This is a genomic window from Microbacterium sediminis (assembly GCF_004564075.1).
GTDB lineage: Bacteria > Actinomycetota > Actinomycetes > Actinomycetales > Microbacteriaceae > Microbacterium > Microbacterium sediminis.
Map to the genome: position 1 here is coordinate 1465823 of NZ_CP038256.1, position 18349 is coordinate 1484171.

General features: G+C 74.4%; 10 protein-coding genes and 1 tRNA gene. 4 read left to right on the forward strand and 7 right to left on the reverse strand.

Annotation, left to right across the window (positions count from 1 at the left end; genetic code table 11):
- Window positions 1-85 precede the first annotated feature (85 nt).
- From E3O41_RS06950 to E3O41_RS06965, 4 genes are all read left to right on the forward strand, one after another.
- Complete coding sequence (locus E3O41_RS06950) at window positions 86-1003, forward strand: ACP S-malonyltransferase (protein ID WP_067023396.1); 918 nt, start codon at window positions 86-88, stop codon at window positions 1001-1003.
- A gap of 14 nt (window positions 1004-1017) precedes the next feature.
- Window positions 1018-2019 (forward strand): beta-ketoacyl-ACP synthase III, encoded by a 1002-nt coding sequence (locus tag E3O41_RS06955; RefSeq protein WP_135012193.1) that lies wholly within the window; start codon window positions 1018-1020, stop codon window positions 2017-2019.
- 74 nt (window positions 2020-2093) lie between these two features.
- Window positions 2094-2339, forward strand: a complete 246-nt coding sequence (locus E3O41_RS06960) for an acyl carrier protein (protein WP_067023401.1) — start codon at window positions 2094-2096, stop codon at window positions 2337-2339.
- A 64-nt stretch (window positions 2340-2403) separates the two neighbouring features.
- A complete protein-coding gene (locus E3O41_RS06965) occupies window positions 2404-3645 on the forward strand; it encodes a beta-ketoacyl-[acyl-carrier-protein] synthase family protein (protein WP_067023403.1) in 1242 nt (413 codons plus the stop codon).
- A gap of 64 nt (window positions 3646-3709) precedes the next feature.
- Here E3O41_RS06965 and E3O41_RS06970 read toward each other — a convergent pair whose 3' ends face one another.
- The 7 genes from E3O41_RS06970 to E3O41_RS07000 all read right to left on the reverse strand — a co-directional run bounded on the left by E3O41_RS06970 (window position 3710) and on the right by E3O41_RS07000 (window position 18343).
- Window positions 3710-4213: a DUF3145 domain-containing protein gene (locus E3O41_RS06970; RefSeq protein ID WP_067023406.1), complete on the reverse strand. Its 504-nt coding sequence runs from the start codon at window positions 4211-4213 to the stop codon at window positions 3710-3712.
- 171 nt (window positions 4214-4384) lie between these two features.
- Window positions 4385-8800, reverse strand: a complete 4416-nt coding sequence (locus tag E3O41_RS06975; RefSeq protein WP_135012195.1) for an NEW3 domain-containing protein — start codon at window positions 8798-8800, stop codon at window positions 4385-4387.
- Window positions 8801-8942: 142 nt separating this feature from the next.
- Window positions 8943-11951 carry a helix-turn-helix transcriptional regulator gene (locus tag E3O41_RS06980; protein WP_067023413.1) on the reverse strand — a complete coding sequence of 1003 codons (3009 nt, stop codon included), beginning with the start codon at window positions 11949-11951 and terminating at the stop codon, window positions 8943-8945.
- A 301-nt stretch (window positions 11952-12252) separates the two neighbouring features.
- Window positions 12253-15183, reverse strand: a complete 2931-nt coding sequence (locus E3O41_RS06985) for a helix-turn-helix transcriptional regulator (protein ID WP_067023416.1) — start codon at window positions 15181-15183, stop codon at window positions 12253-12255.
- A 208-nt stretch (window positions 15184-15391) separates the two neighbouring features.
- A tRNA-Ile gene (locus E3O41_RS06990) sits at window positions 15392-15466 on the reverse strand.
- Between the two features lie 12 nt (window positions 15467-15478).
- On the reverse strand, window positions 15479-16639 hold the full coding sequence (locus tag E3O41_RS06995) for a DMT family transporter (protein ID WP_067023418.1): 1161 nt from the start codon (window positions 16637-16639) through the stop codon (window positions 15479-15481).
- 84 nt (window positions 16640-16723) lie between these two features.
- A complete protein-coding gene (locus E3O41_RS07000) occupies window positions 16724-18343 on the reverse strand; it encodes an NAD-dependent epimerase/dehydratase family protein (protein WP_135012197.1) in 1620 nt (539 codons plus the stop codon).
- Window positions 18344-18349 lie beyond the last annotated feature (6 nt).

Sequence of the window (18349 nt, forward strand, 5' to 3'; positions counted from 1 at the left end):
CGCTGTGAGGCGCACACAACGCTTTTCGCGATTCTTGTAAGGGCGCCTCCACCTGACCACGTCGTATCGTTGGCAGACTTGCAGGGTGATCGTCGTCGTATGCCCCGGACAGGGGTCGCAGACTCCCGGATTCCTCTCCCCCTGGCTCGAGTTGGAGGGCGCGCGTGAGCGCCTCGCCGCCTACGCCGATGCCGCGCAGCTCGACCTGCTCGCGGCCGGCACCGAGTGGGACGCCGACCGCATCCGCGACACGAGCGTGGCGCAACCCCTCATCGTCGCGGCCAGCCTGCTCTCGTGGCACGCCCTCACCGCGGACGGCGCCCGCCCCTCGGGCGTCGCGGGCCACTCGGTCGGCGAGCTCGCCGCCCTCGCCGCGGCCGGCGTCGTGTCGGACCAGGCGGCCATGACGATCGTCGGGGCCCGCGGGCGCGCGATGGCCGAGGCCGCCGCCCTCGCCGACACCGGCATGAGCGCCGTCGTCGGCGGCGTCGAGGAGCAGGTGCTCGAGGTGATCGCCGCCCACGACCTGGAGCCGGCCAACTACAACGGCGGCGGGCAGATCGTCGCCGCCGGCACGAAGCCGGGGCTCGCGGCGCTGGCCGAGAACGCGCCGCGCGGCGCGCGCGTCATCCCGCTGCAGGTGGCCGGCGCCTTCCACACCCGCCACATGGCCCTCGCCAAGGACGCGCTGCAGGCCGCCGTCGACGAGGCCTCCGGCGTCGTGGCGGACCCGACGCTGCTGCTGTGGAGCAACAGCGACGGCCGGCCCGTCGGCACGGGCGCCCGCGCCCTCGAGCTCATCGTGCATCAGGTGGCCAGTCCGGTCCGCTGGGACCTCTGCATGGCCTCGTTCGCCGATCACGGTGTCACGGGCATCATCGAGCTCGCCCCCGCCGGCGCGCTCGTCGGCCTCGCCAAGCGCGGCCTGAAGGGCGTGCCCGCCGTCGCCGTGAAGACCCCCGAAGACCTCGAGGCCGCGCGCGAGCTGCTCGCCGCCGCCTGAACCGAAAGAACCCCATGCCCGTCACCCTCAAGGAAGCCACCGGCTCCGCCCACTCCCGCATCTACGCGATGGGCGCCGCGCGCGGCGAGAACGCCGTGCCCAACGACGACATCGTCGGCCCGATCAACTCCAGCGACGAGTGGATCCGCCAGCGCACCGGCGTGATCACGCGCGTCCGCGCCGACCGCGACACGGGGGCCCTCGAGCTCGCCGTCGCCGCCGCGCAGGAGGCGGTCGACAAGGCCGGCGTCGACCCGACCGAGATCGACCTCGTCATCGTGGCGACGATCAGCAACGTGCAGCAGACCCCGTCGATCTCGGCCGTGGTGGCCGACCGCATCGGCGCCACCCCCGCCGCCGCGTACGACGTCAACGCCGCGTGCGCCGGGTACTGCTACGCGATCGCGCAGGCCGACGCGCTCATCCGCGCCGGCGCCGCGCGCTACGCCGTCGTCATCGGCGCCGAGAAGCTCAGCGACGTGATCGACCCCACCGACCGCTCCATCTCGTTCCTGCTCGGCGACGGCGCGGGTGCCGCGCTGCTGGGCCCGAGCGACACCCCCGGCATCTCGGCCACCAGCTGGGGCTCGGACGGCTCCAAGGCCGGCCTTGTGGGCATGAACGCCACCCTCACCCAGTTCCGCGACGGCGAGGCCGCGTGGCCCACGCTGCGCCAGGAGGGCCCGAGCGTGTTCCGCTGGGCCGTGTGGGAGATGGCGAAGGTCGCCAAGCAGACGCTCGAGAACGCGGGCGTGAAGCCGGAGGACCTCGCGGCGTTCATCCCCCACCAGGCCAACATGCGCATCGTCGACGAGTTCGCCAAGCAGCTGGGCCTGCCCGACACCGTGGCGATCGCCGACGACATCACGACCACCGGCAACACGTCGGCGGCCTCGATCCCGCTCGCCGCGCACCGTCTGCTCCAGGAGCGCCCCGAGCTCAGCGGCGGCCTCGCCCTACAGATCGGCTTCGGCGCGGGCCTCGTCTTCGCGGCACAGGTGGTCGTGCTCCCCTGAACGGCGCCGCGCCGCTCATACACTGGCCCCTGGTTCCCGATCCATCCCCTACCCATCCACGCAAGGAGAAACCCATGGCATTCACCACTGACGAGGTCCTCGCGGGCCTGGCCGAGCTCATCACCGACGAGACCGGCATCGACGCCAGCGAGGTCGCCCTCGAGAAGTCCTTCACCGACGACCTCGACATCGACTCGATCTCGATGATGACCATCGTCGTCAACGCCGAGGAGAAGTTCGGCGTGACGATCCCCGACGACGAGGTCAAGAACCTCAAGACCGTGCAGGACGCGGTCGACTTCATCACGAACAACCAGTGACCCAGGCGGCGCCACGCCTCTGCGGGCGTGGCGCCGCGGCAGTCCGGATCGAGGAACCACAGCAATGACCAAGCGCATCGTCGTCACCGGGATCGGCGCCACGTCGGCCATCGGCGGGACGGCTCCCGAGAACTGGCAGAACCTGCTCGCGGGCATGTCGGGCGCCCGGCCGCTCGAGCACGAGTGGGTCGCGAAGTACGACCTCCCGGTGACCTTCGCCGCCGAGGCGATCGTCCGTCCCGACACCGTGCTGGAGCGTCCCACCGCCAAGCGGCTCGACATCTCCGCCCAGTTCGCGCTCGTCGCGGCCTTGGAGGCCTGGGCCGACGCCGGTGCGCCCGAGGTCGCCCCCGAGCGCCTCGGCGTCGACTTCGCCACGGGCATCGGCGGCGTCTGGACGCTCCTGGACGCCTGGGACACGCTGCGCGAGAAGGGCCCGCGTCGCGTCATGCCGATGACGGTGCCGATGCTCATGCCGAACTCGGCGGCCGGCTTCCTCTCCCTCCACTTCGGCGCGAAGGCCTTCGCCCGCACCGTCGCGTCGGCCTGCGCCTCGAGCGTGGAGTCGATCGTGAGCGCCTACGAGCACCTGCAGTCCGGTGCCGCCGACGTGATCATCGCGGGCGGCGCCGAGTCGGCGATCCACCCGATCACGGTGGCCTCGTTCGCCTCGATGCAGGCGCTCTCGCGCCGCAACGACGACCCCGCCACCGCCTCGCGCCCGTTCGACGTGGGCCGTGACGGCTTCGTGATGGGCGAGGGCGCGGCCGTGCTGATCCTCGAGACCGAGGAGCACGCGCTCGCCCGCGGCGCCACCATCTACGCGGAGCTGGCCGGCGGCGCGATCACCGCCGACTCGCACCACATCACCGCGCCCGACCCCGAGGGCACCGGCGCCGCCCGCGCGGTGCGCCGGGCGCTCGAGCTCGCCGACCGCACCCCCGACGAGGTCACGCACATCAACGCGCACGCCACGTCGACGCCCGTCGGCGACGTGGCCGAGTACACCGCGCTGCGCTCCGTGCTCGGCGATCGGGTGCACGACGTCCCGATCTCGGCCACCAAGGCCTCCACCGGCCACCTGCTGGGCGGCACCGGCGCGATCGAGTCGGTGTTCTCGGTGCTGGCCGTCAAGGAGCGCGTCGCGCCCCCGACGATCAACCTCGAGAACCAGGACCCGGCGATCCCCGTCAAGGCGTCGTCGCAGCCGCAGGCCCTCGGCGAGGGCCCGCAGCTGGCGATCAGCAACTCGTTCGGCTTCGGCGGCCACAACGCCGTCGCGGCGTTCGCCTCGTACGACGCCTGAGCGCACACGAACAAGGCGGGCCCCCGGGATTCTTCACCGGGGGCCCGCCTTCGTCTTCGGTGCGTCAGCCGACCTTGTGCAGCCAGACGACGGGCGCGTCGTCGCTGGCGTGGCGGAACGCCTCGAGCTCCTCGTCCCACGCGGAGCCCAGCGCGACGGCCAACTCGCGCTGCAGCTCGACGGCATCGCCCGCGGCGACCTCCATCGCGTAGCGGATGCGGTCCTCCGGGATGACGATGTTGCCCGCGGAGTCCATCTGCGCGTAGTGGATGCCGAGATCGGGCGTGTGCATCCAGCGGCCGCCGTCACTGCGGGGCGTCGGGTCCTCGGAGACCTCGAAGCGCAGGTGCTCCCAGCCGCGGATGGCCGTGGCAAGGGCCGCGCCGGTCCCGGCCGGGCCCTCCCAGTAGAACTCCGCGCGGCGGGCACCGGGCATCATCGGCTGGTCCGCCCAGTCGAACGTGACGGCACGGCCCAGGGACCGCCCGACCGCCCACTCCAGGTGCGGACACAGCGCTTTGGGCGCCGAGTGGATGTACACCACCCCACGCGCCATGGGTGTCGCCATGATCTTTCTCCGATTCGTCGAGTTCGTGTGCCTCAGGTACGTCTTCCCCTACGACCTGGTGGCGTGAACCCGACCGGATGATCCGGCGGACGAGATGTTCGATTGCGCTTCGATTATGACGCGGGCCCCGCGGAATCACAAGCGTGTCATTCCGCGGGGCCCGGGCACCCGTCAGCCGTCGGCGCGGACCCGACCGCGGCGTCGCACGAGCAGCAGGCCCGCGGCCGCGGCCAGCAGCCCGAACGCGCCGGCGCCCCACGCGATGGTCCCGCCGGTCACGGCCAGCTGCGTGCGCACCACGGCGTCGTCGACGGCGCGGCCGACATCGGTGGGATCGTCGGCCGTGTGGTAGTCGACGACCGCGACGTTCGTGATCGTCTCGGCGCCGACGTCGGGTGCCACGCGCGCGCTCAGCGTGACGGTCGGCGCCGCCTGCCCGGCGCGCAGCGGGCCGAACAGCTCGCAGCGCAGCTCGCCCCCGTATCCGCGGGCGTCGGCGCCCGTGACGGCACAGTCCTCCCAGCGGGGGAAGGCGTCGGCGGCGCCCGCATCGACGTCCGTCACGCGGATGGTGTCGGGGATCTCGTCGGTGAGGACGATCCCGGCGGCCGCGCCGTAGTCGTGGACGTTGGTGACCTCGATCGTGTAGTCGAACGCGGTGCCGCCCGCGACCACGTCGACGCTCGCGGTCTTCTCGATGTCGAGCTCGGTCGCCATCGGAACGACGCACTCGGGCGTGGCCGGCGGGTAGCCGGCGGTGAACGTCGTCTCGGGGTTCACCTGGAACGTCACCCTCGTCTGCCCGCGCCAGGCGTAGTCGCCCTCGGAGACATCCTCGACGAGGCCGTTGAAGACGTTCAGCCCCGGCAGCGGTTGCCCGTCGGCGTCGAGGTCGTCGGCGGTCAGCGGCCGCCATCCCGGCCAGTCGATCGCCGCGCCGCCCTGGCTGAACTCCGCGCCCGGCCACGGCAGCACGTACACCTCGCCGCGCTGCACCTCGTCGAGGCCGGCGTCGGCCGGCGTCGCGGTCGGCACCGGCTCGCCCTCGGCGTCGAGCGGCACCCAGTTCATCGAAATCGGACCGGTGACGTTCGGCGTCGTGTTCACGCTGAAGATCAGGTACGGCGCGTCGGCGACGCAGCGGACCAGCGCCATCGTCGTGATGTCGCGCGTGGGCACCTCGTCGTCGTCGCGGTTGTTGCTCGGATCGTCGTCCGCATCGGCCGAGACGACCGCCTCGTTGCGGATCACCGCGTCGTCCAGCGGCAGCAGGGGCGACGGCAGCTCGTCGATCGTGCCCGTATCGGAGCCGACCTGCACCTCCACCGGCAGCACCTCGACGGTGAGCACGATGACGGCGCTGGCGCCGACGGCGAGCTCGCCGGTGCGGACGGTCAGGACGCCGTCGGTGAGGAGCCCGCCGGGCGCGTCGTTGATCCAGCCGTCGGGCAGGGTCACGGCGACCGGCCGCAGCCGGTCGGGCAGCTCGTCGGTCACCACGACCCCCGTCGCGGTCCGGGTGCCGTGATTGGTGACGGTGATCGTGTAGTCGAACACGTCGCCCGCCTCGACGGAGCCGTCCGGGCCGAGCGCGTTGGACTTGTCGATGCCGACGTCGTCGAGGTGCTCGGTGCGCACGATCGCGTCGTCGGTCGTGCGACCGACGTCGCCGGGGTCGTTGAACGCGTGGTAGTCGACCACGGCGACGTTGACGAATTCGATGTCCGGGGTCGTCGCCCGCAGCGTCGCGTCCAGCGTGACGGACGGCGCCTGCTGGCCGGCCGCCAGCGGACCGAACAGCTCGCACGTGAGCGTGCCGCCGTAGCCGGCGGGATCGGCGCCGGCGACCGCGCAGCCGGTCCAGCGCGGGAACGCCGTCGCCGAGGTGGAGATGGCGGTCACCGCGATGTCGTCGGGGATCTCGTCGGTGAGGACGACGCCGCCCGCGGCGCCGTGGTCGTGCACGTTGCGCAGCGCGATCTCGTACCGGAAGTCGTCGCCCGGCTCGACGATCGGCGTGCTCGCGGTCTTCTCGACGACGAGCTCCGTCTCCATCGGCACCGCGCAGTCGGGATCCGCCGGCGGGTAGGTCGCGGTGATGGTGAGCTCGGGGTTCACCGCGAAGACGATCGCGGTCCGCTCGCGCCACGGGTGATCGGCCTCGCCGTCGTCCTCGATCAGGCCGTTCCAGACGTTCGATCCGGGCAGCAGCTCTTCGTCGGACCCGTAGTCCGATTCCTGCAGCGGTCGCCACCCCGGCCAGTCGACCGAGACGCCCCCGGGGCTGACGGCCGCGCCCGGCCAGGGCACCACGTATGTGCGGCCCGTGTCGACCTCACCGAGGCCGGCGTCGGCGGGCGTGGCGGCCACCGGCGCGCCGGCCGCATCGACCGGGAACCAGCGCATCGTGACCGGCTGCGAGGCCAGGTTGCTCGTCGTGGCGACGCTGAAGACGAGGTACGGGGCGTCGGCCACGCAGCGGATCAGCACCTGCGCGGCCAGCTCCCGGATCGGCAGCACGTCGTCGTCGCGGTTGTTGTCGGGGTTCTCGTCGAGGTCGGCGTCGACGTCGGCCACGTTCACGAGGTCCACCGAGCCGAGGGGCGCGAGCGGGGCGGGGAGATCGTCGTCCGGGCTCTGCGCGGTGTCGTTCGTCGCCTCGACCGCGACCGGCTCCAGCTGCACGGTCACCGTGATGCCCACGCTCGCCCCCACGGGCAGCGTCGCCGCGCGGAAGACGAGATCCTCCGGGGTCGCGCCGTCCTCCTGCGTCCACCCCTCCGGCAGCGAGACCGACAGCAGCCGCAGGCGATCCGGCAGCGGGTCGGTCACGACGACGCCGGTGGCGGCCGCCGTGCCGTGGTTGGTCACGGTGAGGGTGTAGTCGAAGGTCTCCCCCGGCTCGACCGATCCCTCGGCCGTCACGCTCACCTTGTCGATCCCCACGTCGTGGGTGGGCGGGGGCTCCGCCGGACGGCGCTGGTTGCGCACCTCGCAGTTGACGGTCTCGCCCTCGACCGGGTCGACCTCGAAGCCGTCGGCGCGCGGCGTGATCGGCACCGTCGCCGACGCGTCGGCGCCCAGCCAGCAGCGGGCGCCCGCCAGGGTGAAGCCGTCCCGGCCGGTCTCGGTGATCGTCAGCCGGCGCGACTCGGGGGTGGTGCCGGCGAACAGCGAGCGGAAGCCGATCCCGCCGTTCGCGCTGGTCAGCCCCGCCGCGACGGCGTCGAACCCGCCCGTGGAGCTGTCCAGCTGCACCGTCGGTCCCGCCGCGCGGGCCGTGAACTCCCAGCCGGCGCCGGGCGCGGTGGTCGCGCCGTCGGCCGACACCTCGGTCTTGGTGACGTTGACGACCCCGGCGCAGTTCGCGCCCGCCAGCTCGGCGAGGATCGCGGCGACCTCGCCGAAGCCGGCCACCGAGTACTGGTCGCCGTCGGCGTGACCGCTGATCGCCTGGAGGTTGTCGGGGACGCCGGTGGTGCCGTCGCCGATGCCGACCGCCACGACGCGGGTCCCGGCGGCCTTGACGCTGTTGGCCGAGGCGATCGCGTGCTCGATCTCGAGGAACCGCGTCATGGTCGCGTCGCCCACCGACGGGTTCAGCGCGAGGGTCGGGTTGCCGTCCGTGAGCACGATCGCCAGGTCCGCATCGCCCGCCAGCGGGGCGAGACTGCGCAGGCCCGCGTCCCAGTTCGTGCCGCCCGTCGTCGAAGGCGTGAGCCCCTGCAGCATCGCCCGCGCGGTGGCCACGCCGGTGCCGCCCGGGTCGGCGACGGACTGCCAGCCGAGGTTGCCCGCTCCCGACGGGCTCGCGGCGGCGAAGGTGTGGACGGCCAGGCGCGAGGGCGTGCCCGTCAGGGCGTCGAGGAACGACAGCGAGGCGGCGCGCAGCTCGTCGGTGCCGCCGGCGTTCGCGACGGAGCGCGACAGGTCGACGAGCAGCGCCACGTCGAGGCCGCACGACGGGGCGATCACCGGGTTCGCCCGGGTGAACATCCATCGGCCCGCGCTCGCGGTCGGCCCCTCCCCCGGGCCCGGGACGAGGTACGGCTGCGCGCCGTCGCCCGAGTCGCCCGTGTGGAACCGGTACGGCGCGGGGTTCCACGGCGTGTAGCCGGCGCGGAACCGGGTGTTGACGGTCCAGCCGGCGGGCGCCGCCTCGGCCTGCACGAGGTAGCCCCGGTCGCTGCCCTCGGGGCCCGTCCGCGCGGGCAGGTCCATCCAGCAGCTGCCCGAGGCGTCGGTCGTGCACCAGGCGACCGGCGTCCGCTCCGACACGTCGGCGTCGACCGAGCCCACGTCGTAGGCGGCGAACTGCGCCCCCGCGAGGGGCAGCACCGCGTTGGACGCCCCGTCGCGATCCCCGCCGGCACGCACCTCGATCGCGATGCGGCCGTCCGCTATCGCCTGCGGCGCGGGTCCGGGTGCGCCGGCGTTCGGGCTCGGGCTGTGCGGCGTGGCGAGCGCGGCGGCGGCGGGCGCGGCGGTGAGGGCGCTCACGCCCGCGAGCAGGAGGCTCAGCAGCGCCAGCAGGGCCGCCGCGCGCATGGTCGCGGCCGCTCGGCGTGCACCGGACGTGGCCGTCATCGCTGAAGTCATGGGGTGCTCCGTCGGGCTCAGAGGAATCACGCCGACCCTATGGACGCGCCCCACGCCGGCGCGCGCTGTCGGAGCAGAGTCAGGTGGCGACCACGGTGCAAACCCGGTGACCACCACCGGGTGCCCGGGGTCAGGCGTGCGCGCCGGAGGTGCGCAGCAGCCGGCGCAGCTCCACCCGCGACGACAGGTCGAGCTTGTCCAGCACGTTCGCGACGTGATACTCGACGGTGCGCACCGACAGCACGAGCTCCGCCGCGACCTCGCGGTTCGCCAGGCCCGCCCCCACGAGCATGGCGATCTGGCGCTCGCGGGCGGTGAGGCGCGACAGGCCCTCGAGGGCGGGCCCCACCGCGCTGCCGACCGCCCGCAGCGGCACGAGCGGCAGCGAGCGTGCGGCGGGCGTGCGGCCCTGGCGCAGGCGGTCGGCGAACCCGCTCGCGGCGGCCTGGAGGGTGGCGGCGCCGCAGCGGTGGAAGATGTTCGACGCCCACGTCGCGATCCGGATCACGGACTCGCGCTCCTCACCGAGGTCGGCGTCGATGTCGCACGCGAACTCGGCGATGTCGAGGGCGAGCACCGCGCGCGTCAGGCGCAGGCCGTGCACCCGGTCGAGCGACTCCCGCAGCACCGGCTCGGCGTCGAGGTGCTCGAGCGCCTCGCGGAACAGCGCCCCCGCCGCCCTCGCATCCCCCATCGCCCGCGCGTGAAGCGCGCGCACGTGGGCGATCGCGGCGGCGCGCACGCCGGGGATCGCGGGGATCGCGGCGTTCTGCAGGCGGTCGGCGAGCTCCGGCAGCAGCTCCGGCCGGCCGATCTGCGACAGCCCCCGCGCGAGCAGGCCGCCCGCCGGAACGCCGACGAGCCACCATCCGACGGTGCTCTCGCTCACGCGCGTCATCTCGAGGACCAGGCGCTCGGCGTCGCCGGCGCTGAGGGCGGCCCACGCGCGGGCGTAGTGCGCCAGCGCGGCGGCGTTGCCGCTGGCCTGGGCGGCGCGCAGGTCGTCCACGCGCTGCAGGTGTTCCTCGGCCGCCGCGGTCTCGCCCCGGCTGCCGAGGATCAGCGCGGCCACGGCATAGACCATGGCCATCCCGGCGTCCTCGCCGTTCTCCATCGCGTGCGCGAGGGCCACCTCGATCGCGCTGTACGCCTCGTCCCACAGCGCCGCCTCGAAGAGGATGAGCGCCAGCTGCACCTGCGCGCCGACGTTGACCCCCGCCTCCGGCGTCAGCCGCGTCGTGATCTCCTGCAGCTCCCGGTAGGCCTCGCCCCGCGCGCCCATGAGCCGCAGCCGCGCCGCGATCACCGCGCGGATCTCCCGCCGCGCGGGCTCGGTTCCGGGCACCTCCTCCAGCTCGCTCACGAGCGTGCGCAGATCGTCGATCATGCGGACCGCCTGCTGCGGGGCGACCGTGTCGAAGCGGTGCCACATCGTGATGACCGCCCGGCGACTGGCGACCGCCGCGCGGGTGCGGGTGACGTCGGGCAGGGACGCGACGGGATCGGGCGCGACGGGCAGCGCCCGCTCCAGCTCGGCGAGCGCCACCAGGGTGGCGGGCAGCACCTGCCCGATGCGCCCGCGATGGCCGGCCTCGATGAACTGGCGCGCCAGGTCACAGGCGACCTGCGCGTAGATGAGCAGGGTGTCGGCGTCGAGGTCGCGCAGCGGGGCGCCCTGCATGGCGCGCACCGCCTCGTCGCCCGCGCCGCGGACCAGGCTGAGGCGCGCGACGAGCGCGCTGCGCAGCGCGGAGCGCGGCAGGCTGCGCACCTGCGGCTCGATCTCGCTCAGCCGCGCCGGCGCGTTCGCGCGAAAGGCACACTGCGCGGCGAGGGCGACGACGTCGCGGCGCGGCGCATAGCGGACGGCGGCGAGGAGGAAGTCGAGCCCGCGGGCGGGGCGATCCTCGACCATCGCGCGCACGCCGGCCTTCACGAGATCGCCGACGAGGAGCTCGCGCTCGGCGGGCACCGGCGCGGCGTCCATGGCCCCGACGCGGGCGCGGAGGCGCTCGATCTCGCTGCCGTGCCGGGCCAGCCGGCGGAAGATGTGCGCCAGCTCCGCGCGCGAGAGCGGCGCGCGGATCGCCTGGGCGACGTTCGGGTGCTCGATCGCGTAGGCCCGCTCGCGCGCGTGCCACCGCACGAGGCCGGTGGCCATGAGCTCGTCGTGGTCGACCGGCGTGCCGACCAGTTCGGTGAGCACCTCGCGCTTGACCCGGCGATCGGCGACGCCGAGCACGTTCTGGGCGGAGCGGACGGGCTCCCCCGCCGCCGCGACGATGTCGCCGATCGCGCGTTCGAACACCACCAGCCGAGGGTCGGTGGGATCGCGCAGCGCGGTGAGCGCATCGTCGATCGTGCGCTGCCCCCGCGGCGCGCGCTTGAGCCAGCGCGTGAGCACGCCGAGGTGCAGCGGGTAGCCGCCGGTCGCGACATGGGCCCGCTCGGCCACCCGCCCGCTCACTCGCACGCCGAGGTGCTCCTGGAGGTACTGCTGCGACTCGGCGGCGTCCAGCGGCGCGAGAGGCAGGTGCGCGCCCTGCGGGCTGGACTGCGCCAGCCGGCGCAGCCGGGCGAACTGCGGCAGCTCGCTGGGCCGCATCGTGGCGATCAGCAGGCCAGGGTACGTGTCGATCGCCCGCAGCACGTGCCACAGCACCTCCGCCGAGGTGTCATCGATCCAGTGCACGTCCTCGATGACGACGATCGTCGGCTGCGTGTTCGCGTCGCACACCGCGATGTACTGCGCCACCTGGTCGGCGACCGTTCCCGGCACGCTCGACGGCGGCTCCTCGCCCCCGTGGAACACCCGCCACGCCGCCGCCCCGCGGGTCGTGCGGTCCTGCTCGTCCAGCCGCACGTGCAGCTGCCGCCAGCCGTCCAGCGGCGCGAGGGCCTGGTCGACGAGCGTGGTCTTGCCGATCCCGGCCTGGCCCTCGATGACCACGAGCTGCGTCAGCCCGTTCGCCGCGCGGGCGGCGCGGTCGCGCAGGACGGTGATCTCGGCCGCGCGGCCGACGAAGACGTCGTCGGGCTCGAGGAGCGGCGCGGTGCGCTGGCGCGGGTCCAGGGCGAGCAGCCGCTGGCGGGGCGCGGTGGGGAGGCGTTCGGGGATCGCGAGGTCTGACGGGATCATGATCGGGGCTCCTTGTACGAGGCCGCGCGGGACCGCGCGGAGGGGGAACCGGAGACGGGGGACTCTCGGTCGCGGGCACGAAGGGTGGCCGTGCGCCGCGGCATCGGGCTGCGTCCGGGCCGGGCACGCCCCGGGGAGCGCGCGAGCGCCGACATCGCCGCCTGCGGCCGAAGCTAGCCAGTGCCCGGGGCCGGGCGCACCCGCTCCGGGCCCACTCCCGTGGTGTCTACGGGGTCAGTCCCGTAGCGAGCACGAGGTCGCGCCGCGCGGTCTCCACGGGCACCGGTACCGGGCCCGTGCGTCAGGGGTGGCGCCGCGCACGCAGCAGGCGGCGCAGCTCGACGCGCGAGGGAAGCCCGAGCTTGTCGAGCGCGTTCGCGACGTGGAACTCCACCGTCCGCGGCGACAGGAACAGCTCGTCGGCGATCTCGCGATTCGACAGCCCGTCGCCCACCAGAAGGGCGATCTGGCGCTCCCGCGTGGTGAGCGCATCGAGCGCGGTCGTGTCGACGGCCTCGGCCGGCGCCGGGGTCGGGGGTGCCGAGCGGCGGGCGCGCAGCCGCTCGGCCAGATCCATCGCGCGGGCGTGCAGGCCCTCGGCGCCGCACCGGTGGAACAGGTTCGCGGCCCAGGTGACGAGGGCGATGACGTTCTCGCGGTCGGCTCCCACGTCGTCGGCGTTCTCGCACGCGAAGGCCGCGACGTCGAGGGCGAGCACGGCGCGGTGCAGCCCCAGCCCGTGGACGCGCCGGAGCGCCGGACGCATCGGCGGCAGCGCGTCGACGTGCGCGAGCGCCAGGCGGAACTGATCGCGTGCCGCGGCGCGCACGCCGAGCGCCCGCGCGTGCTGGGCACGCACGTGCGCAAGCGCGTAGTCGCGCGCCTCGGGGCTGGCCGGGATGGCGCTCGCCTCCAGGCGGAGCCCGAGGTCGCCGAGCATCTCCGCACGCCCCGCCTCGTACAGGGCGTGCGCGATGAGCCCGGCGGTGGGCAGGCCGAGGAACCACCAGCCCATGAAGTTGTCGCCGACCCGCTCCATGGCGATCGCGAAGCGGTCCGCGTCGCCGGCCGCGAGGGCGCCCCAGGCGTGCGCGTAGTCGACGGCCATCGCGACGATCGGCTCGGCGGCGCGCGGCCCCGACGCCTCGATGCGCCGCAGATGCCGTTCGGCGGCCTCCGTCTCGCCCCGCGCGCCGAGGATCATGGCCGCCACCGCGGCGGCGCACAGGCTCTCGGTCGACAGGGGCCGCTCGACGGCGTGCGCGAGCGTGACGTCGATCGCCGCCCACGCGTCGTCCCACTGCCCCGCCTCGAAGAGGGTCATCGCCAGCATGGTGTGGGCGTACAGGTTCACCGGTGCGGCGGTCGGTGCCGTGATGTCGAGCAGCTCCTCGTAGGCCTCCGCGCGCCGACCCATGGAGCGGTGGCGCGAGGCGGTGAGCATGCGGATGGAGACCTGCGCCGCCTCCGTGCCCGCCTCGCGCCGGAGCGTCTCGAGCACGTCGGGCAGCTGCGCGGCCTGATCCGCCGCGCCGGCGGCTCCCTCGCCGTCGAAGTCGCGCCACAGCGTCGCGAGCGCCCGGGCCGCGACCGCTCGTCCCCGGATGCCGGGGGCGGCGAGCTCGTGCTCGGCCTCGGCGATCTGGGCGGGGTCGGCGAGCAGGGCGTCGAGTCCGGCGACGATGCCGGCGAAGGCGGCGGCGAAGCGACCGCGCCCGAGCTGCCCCGCCGCCATCAGCTGGCTGCCGACCTCGGCCATCTCCTCGGCGAACAGCAGCCGCACGCTCGGCGGCATCGCCGTCGTGCCGCCGGGCGCCGCGATCGTGCGCAGCTCCGTCACCGAGCCGCCGCGCAGCAGCACGAGCCGGTCTCGCAGCACGGTCCGCAGCGGGCCCTCGGGCAGCGCCTCGATCGGATCCGCCAGCTCGAGCAGCAACGATGGCGTCCCGGCCCGGCGCGCGGCCTCGGTCGCGGCGAGGATCCCCGCCGGGGTCGGCGCCGCGCGGCAGGCCGCGACGAGCAGGGCGCTCGCGGCGGCGGCGCGCCCGTCGGCGAGGGCCTCACGACCCGCGGCGAGGAGCGCCGCGGCCAACTCGTCGCGCTGGTCGTCGGTCGGATCGTCCTCCATCGCGTGGGCGCGGTGCAGCAGGGCGTCCGGGCCCGAGGCGAGACTCGCCAGCGCGCGATGCAGGGCGGCCCGGCGCTCGCCCGTCATCGCCCGCCGGATCGCCCGCGCCACGTTCTCGCGGGCGATCTCGTACCCGCTGCCGGGCGTCGTCCACGTCACCATCCCGCGCGCGAGGAGCGCGTCCCGCGGGATCGGCGCGCCCGCGAGCCGCTCCAGCTCCGCCGGCGCGAGCGGGCGGCCCGCGAGCGCGAGCGCCTCGTGTGCGGCGCGATGCGGCTGCGGCAGGTCCGCCACCGCGAGGGCCACGGCGCGATCGAACGCCGCCAGCCGCGGCTCGGCGGCGTCGCGCGCGGCGCACAGGGCGCCGTCGACGGTCCGCTCCGACGGCGGTGCGTGCTCCAGCCAGCGCGTGAACGCCGCCACGTGGAGGGGCGAGCCGCCCGTGTCGGCATGCACCCGACGGGCGGCGGCCTCGGTGAGCGAGTGGCCGATCCCCCGTCGCACCACCTCGCGGGTCTCCTCGAGCGTCAGCGGGTCGAGCACCACGTGCGCGGCTCGGGGGCTCGACTGCGCGAGATGCCGGAACCGGCTCTGCAGCAGCCGGGCCTCCGGGCGCATCGTCGCCACGAGCAGCCCCGGATAGGTGTCGATGGCGCGCAGGACGCGCCACAGCACCTCGGCGGAGGTGTCATCGAGCCACTGGATGTCCTCCATCACGACGATCATCGGCTCGGTGACGGAGTTGCAGATCTCGATGTAGGCGTCGACCTGCTCCTGGACCGACATCGTCACCGGCGCCACCGGCTCGGCGCCCCAGTGGAACACTCGCCACGCGGCCGCGCCCTGGCGGGGCCGGTCGTGCTCGTCCAGGGGCACGATGAGGAGCGGGAACTCCGTGAGCGGCGTGAAGGCGGCGTCGATCAGCGCGGACTTGCCGATCCCCGCGGGGCCCTCGATGAGCGCCATCTGCGTCAGACCGCTCGCGGCGCGGTGGGCGTGCGCCCGGAGCACCGCGATCTCGTCGTCCCGTCCCGCGAAGGCGCCGCCGAGTGCGCCGGAAGCGCGCGCCGGACCACTCTCTGACGCGGGCACGGGCTCGGACATGCGAACATCCCCCTCGAACGTTCCTCGGCCGACCTCCTCGTCGCGCGGCGACGTCGATCATCGCCGACCGGCGCGGGCGGGTGGGGTCCAGCCGGGCGACGACGGAGGCGGGATCTCCGCGCGTCGGGGAGGGTGCTGAGGCCTCAAGCGTACCCATATACTGCTCGCATCGGGCCCCATTTGCCCCGGCCTACCCGGGCACACACTGTGGGGCGGGCGGGACTTGAACCCGCGGATCGTCGAGTTATGAGCTCGCTGCCTTGACCATCTTGGCTACCGCCCCGTGGGTCCGAGCCTACCGCGGCGCGTCGCCGGAGCCCGGCGCGGGAGGGTTGCGGCGGCCGAGCAGATCGTCGGGATCCCGCAGCGCGCGCAGGTCGTCGAGCGGCGTCGAGGCGGCGCGCGGCTCGTCCCGGATCACGGCGTCGTCCTGATCGAACGCGCGCCGCGACTCGACCGAGCGCGCGGCCGCGTCCACTCCCCCGTCGCTGCCGCGGGCGATGCCGAGCTTCTGGCTCTCGCTGATCACCTGCGGGTGGTGGCGCGCGAGCAGGAAGACGCCGATCGAGGCGACCACCCCGGCCCCGACGAACACGAACAGCGCCCACAGCGGCGCATGCGCCGCCTCGCCGAGGACGAGCGCGCCGATCAGCACGGCGACGATCGGGTCGATCACCGTGAGCCCGGCGATCACGAGGTCTGGCGGCCCCGACGAGTAGGCGGTCTGCACGAAGTACCCGCCCACCACGGCCGCCGCCACGAGCGCCACGAGGCAGACGATGGTGATCCATTCGAAGTCGCCGGCCTGGATCCGCTTGATGACGACCTTGGCCAGCGTGGCGACGAACCCGTACAGCACGCCGGCCGCCGTGATGTAGAACAGCGCGCTGAGGCGCTTGCGCAGCAGCGCCCACGCGCCGCCGAGGACGATGACGACGACGAGCAGGATCGCGAGCACCACGAGCAGCTCGTACTCGCTGAGCGTGCGCTCCGACGCGAACATCGCCGCGACGATCACGAACACGAAGATGCCGCCGACGCACAGGCCGATCGCGGTGAGGGACTTGCGGGTGGGCAGGTGCCCGGTGGCCTGCGCGTTCAGCAGCGTGGTGATCACCAGCGAGACCGCACCCAGCGGCTGGACGACGATGAGCGGCGCCACGGCGAGGGCGCTGAGCTGGCAGAGGATCGCGAAGCCGAGCAGCACCGTGCCGATGAGCCACGAGGGCCGCCGCAGCAGCCGCAGCAGGTGCAGGGCGCCCAGGCCGGTCTCGCCGGTCTCGCCCGAGAGGGTCTCGACCTTGCGCACGCCGCGGCTCTGGAACTGCGCGCCGAGCGACATGAACACGGCGCCCGCGAGGGCGAGCGGGATGCCCAGCAGCAGCCCGGGGTTCTGGAAGGCCCCGACGAACTGCTCGCCGACGTCTGCCGCTCCCGGTGCGATCCCCCCATACACGTCTTCGAGCCTAGGCCACGCGGCCCGCCGCGACCGGGTGCGACGGGGCCTCGGCGGCCAAGTCGCGTGCCCGCGGCGGCACCGTCAGCGGTCGTCGCGGCGGAACGCGTCGGGAAGGACGCGCGCGTGCAGCTCCTCGAACGTCGCCGCCTGTGCGCGGGCGCGATCGGCGAGATCGCGGAACGTCTCGACCGGCAGCCCGAGGTCCGGGGCGAGCGCAGCGAGGGTCTCCCACCCGCCGAGCTTGCCGATCACCGCGCTCCGCATGAGCTCCAGCTCGAGCACTGGTGTCATGGGCGATCCGGTGACGCGACCGTTCGTCTTGAGCCGACCGGCGCGCTCCGCGAGCCAGGCCACCGCCTGCCGGTAGGGCCTCCGGCGCAGCTCCAGGCCCGAGATCAGCTCGCGCAGGAACGTCCGCTCCGCCGCGATCTCGTCGGCGATGCGCCCGAGATCCGGGCTCAGCTCCGTGTCGGCGAAGGCCGTCGCCATCCGCCGGATGCGCGCCACGCCCGCCGTCGCGCCGGTGAGGTGGTCCGACAGATACAGCCCGAGCAGCTCGCGGTCGATGCCGACCGGCACCCGATGCCCGTCCGCCGCCGTCGTGGGCGCATCCGAACGGCCGGCCGGGACGTCGCCCGGCGGCAGCTGGTCGTGCGGCCAGCGGCGCCGGGGGCGCATCGGGGCGCTCGCGGTGCCCGTGCCGTCGGCGATCGCGCGCAGCACCTCCCGCAGCGTCTCGGCGGCGCCGTGGCTCGGCGCCCATCCCAGCTCGTCGCGGGCGCGCGCGGTGTCCATCACCGGCACGCGCATCGCCATGTCGAGCCAGCCGGGGTCGGCGGCGACGGCGTGCAGCCGCCACGCCGCGTGCAGGAGCGGCCGCAGCGCGGCCGGCGGGACCGGCACGTGTCGTCCGTGGTCCACGATCGCCGCGATCGCCTCCGCATCGAGGACCGGTTCGGTGGCGATGTTGAACGCGCCGTCGGCCCCGCCGACGACGATCCGCCGATACGCATCGGCGAGGTCGTCGCCGTGCACCACCTGCATCCGCAGGCCCGCCGGCAGCGGGAGGATCGGCAGGGTTCCCGGCCGCAGCAGGCGCGGCGGCACGAGCGCGCCGACGAACAGCCGCGTGATCTGCGCCCCGGCGTAGCCGTCGAAGACGAGCGCGGGGCGCACGCGGGCCACGGACAGGCCCCGCGCCTCGGCGTCGTCGAGCACGCGCTCCTGATCCGCCTTGTCCGCGGAGTAGTGGGAGCTGCGGATGCCCTGCGTCGGCCAGGACTCGTCGCGGCGGTCGTCGTCGCGCACGCCGGAGTACGCGCCGACGGACGACGCGCACACCAGCCGGCCGACGCCCGCTCGCTCCATCGCCGCGACGACGCGGCGGGTGCCGTCGACGTTCGTGCGCCGCAGCAGCTCGCGGTTGCGGTTCGGCTGGATGAGCCAGGCGAGATGCACGACCACATCCACGCCCACGAGCGCCTCCGCGAGCCGCGCCACCGCGCGCTCCTCGCCCGCCGCGTCCGCCGTCGGCACCGCGATGTCGATGCGCTCCCAGCGCGCCGCGCGGTACGGATCACGCGTGACGTCGGGCAGGCGGCGCGCGATGCCCACGATGTCGTCGACCTGCGGCTCGTCCCCGAGCGCGCGCAGCAGGGCCGTGCCCACGTGTCCGCTCGCGCCGATGATGGCGACCTTCATCCCGCG